The organism is Stenotrophomonas sp. HMWF003 (genome assembly GCF_003061285.1).
GTDB lineage: Bacteria > Pseudomonadota > Gammaproteobacteria > Xanthomonadales > Xanthomonadaceae > Stenotrophomonas > Stenotrophomonas maltophilia_AP.
In genome coordinates this window covers 1-2,296 of record NZ_QAIW01000226.1, presented here as the reverse complement: position 1 = coordinate 2,296, position 2,296 = coordinate 1, and the positions used below count along the sequence as shown (strand labels likewise).

Sequence of the window (2,296 nt, the reverse complement as noted above, 5' to 3'; positions counted from 1 at the left end):
GTTCTGCAGCGGGCCGCGCTGGAGCGGGCCGGGCGTGAGCTGCGCCTGCCGCGGCAGGGGTGGTACAGCCAGCCCGCCGCGCCGGTCGAAGCGCAGGCGTTGCGCGACGGCGTGGCCACCGTGCTGGACGACGCCGCGGCTCGCCAGGGGCTGGTCAGCCTGGATCAGGTACAGGCGCAGGCGCAGCTGCTGCTGGGGGTGTTCATCGATGCGGTGGCCGCCAGCGACCGTGGGCCGGAGTGCCGTGCAGTGGGCAACTGGGTCGAGCGCCAGCGCGATGCGATCGTGCGCCGCGCCGAGCGCTACCTTAAAACACAGCTCGACCGACCCTTCGACAGCCGCGGGCTGTCGCTTGCTCTGGGCGTGGGTGAGCGCCAGCTGGAGCGCCTGTTCCGTGACGTGTACGGGCACGGTCCCTGCCACTGGCACCAGATGGCCCGGCTGAATCTGGCGCGCAGTGCACTGCTGCACGCCGGCCGGGAGGGCAGCGTGACTGAAATCGCCACGCGCTGCGGATTTGCCCATTTGGGGCGCTTCTCTGTGACCTACCGCACTGTCTTTGGGGAATGTCCCCGCGACACACTGCGCGGCTGAGCGGACCCACGAATACACGCCCCTCGCGCATCACAACGTCGTCACGGAAGTGCTCGCATGGTCAGCTCGCTGCAGCCACGCGCACGTACCTCGCCGGCATCCAGGCCGGACATCGGCGCACGATTGGCTCCAGCTCAATCAGGGGACGATTGATACCGACGGAGAAACCGCAATGAGCGTGATGTGTGAGCGTTCGCTTTCAACGCAGTTCCGCAGGGTCGTGGTCGCCGATGATCACATGCTGGTGGCACAGGGCATCGAACGGCTGTTGACCGACAGCTTCGAGACCATCGAACTGGTGGGGTCGGGCGAGCAGCTGGTCGAATCGGTGCGGCGTGATCCGCCCGACGTGGTGGTGGCCGATATCAGCATGCCCGGCATGAGCGGTATCGACGCGATGCGCCTGATGCGTGGCGAAGGCTATGCGATGCCGTTCGTGTTCCTGACCATGCATGACGAGTCGAGCGTCGCCGCCGAAGCGATCCGGGCCGGCGCGCGTGGCTACATCCTGAAGAGTTCAGCGGGCGACGAACTGATGCGCGCCCTGGCCGGCATCATGGATGGGCAGACCTACGTGACGCCCACGCTTGCCGCCCATGCGATCGTCTGCTCCGGGCGACGCCCGTACAGCCTGACCGACAAGCAGCTGCGCATCCTGGAGTACGTGGCACTGGGGCTGCGATCCAAGCAGATTGCCTACGAGCTGGGCGTGTCGGTGCGCACCGTGGAGTCGCACAAGTACGCGATCATGCAGGAGCTGGGCGTGCACGGCACGCTGGAGCTGGTGCGCAAGGCCGAGCAGGAGGGCCTGATCCGGCACTGAGCGTGCGGGCGGCGGCAAGTAGATTTACTTGCCCTGGCCCCGTTGTTTTTCCCTTGTCCGGCCCATCGCGCCCGCCCACCATCGACCCACGCGTCGAACGGGCGGAAGCCATGAATGCGGTCCGTGTGCTGCTGGCCGAGGATGGATGTGCGATGGGGCGCCAGCTTCGCGGCCTGCTGCGCCAGCAGTTCGAGGTGATCGGGCTGGTCCAGGACGGCGAATCGCTGGTGCAGGCAGCGCGGTCGATGCTGCCGGATGTGGTGGTGACCGACATCGCCATGCCCGGGCTGAGCGGCCTGGACGCGGCGCGGCGCCTGCGCGCGCAACGCCCGGTGCTCGGCGTGGTGTTCATCACCGTGCACGCGGAGCTGCAGATGGTGCGCCAGGCAATGGCGCTGGGCGTGTGCAGCTATGTGCTGAAGTCCGATGCCGGCGACGACCTGCTGCTGGCCGTGCAGGCGGCACTGGACGGGGTGCCGTTCGTGTCGCGCTCGCTGCAACGCTGACCGCGCACCGCAGATCAGGCCAGGATGCCGACCAGCTTCTTCACCAGCTCGTCCACCGACATCGCCATCAACGCCAGCGGGCACAGCGGCAGTGCCGCATGCAGGGCGATCCACAGCAGGTTCCAGCGCGTGAACGGCACCGCCGACATGCGTACCAGCCCCTGGTACACCCCGCTGAAATCCGCATAGGCCGAGGCGTCGCCGTGGTCGAGCAGCGTGTCGGCCTCGGCCGTGCCTGCGGTGGCGGCGGCGTCATCGGTCCCGGCGGCCTGCCAGCGCTGGTCGAACACGGCCGCGGCGCGGTTGCCCAGGGCATCGAAACGGAACAGCGCGTGGCGCTTGGCCCGCATCAGGGTGGGCATCAGTACCAGCT

The 2,296-nt window shown here is 68.2% G+C and carries 4 protein-coding genes; 3 read left to right on the top strand and 1 reads right to left on the bottom strand.

The window, feature by feature from the left end; translation table 11 throughout:
* The 3 genes from DBR34_RS09140 to DBR34_RS09130 all read left to right on the top strand — a co-directional run.
* Window positions 1-594, top strand: a 594-nt coding sequence (locus DBR34_RS09140) for a helix-turn-helix domain-containing protein (protein WP_219928245.1), incomplete at its 5' end; no start/stop codon positions are given.
* 172 nt (window positions 595-766) lie between these two features.
* Window positions 767-1,417: a response regulator transcription factor gene (locus tag DBR34_RS09135; RefSeq protein ID WP_128096561.1), complete on the top strand. Its 651-nt coding sequence runs from the start codon at window positions 767-769 to the stop codon at window positions 1,415-1,417.
* Between the two features lie 110 nt (window positions 1,418-1,527).
* Window positions 1,528-1,923, top strand: a complete 396-nt coding sequence (locus DBR34_RS09130) for a response regulator transcription factor (RefSeq protein ID WP_128096560.1) — start codon at window positions 1,528-1,530, stop codon at window positions 1,921-1,923.
* A 14-nt stretch (window positions 1,924-1,937) separates the two neighbouring features.
* Here the strand turns inward: DBR34_RS09130 and DBR34_RS21285 are convergent.
* A partial coding sequence (locus DBR34_RS21285; RefSeq protein WP_181393957.1) for a hypothetical protein occupies window positions 1,938-2,296 on the bottom strand: 359 nt, incomplete at its 5' end.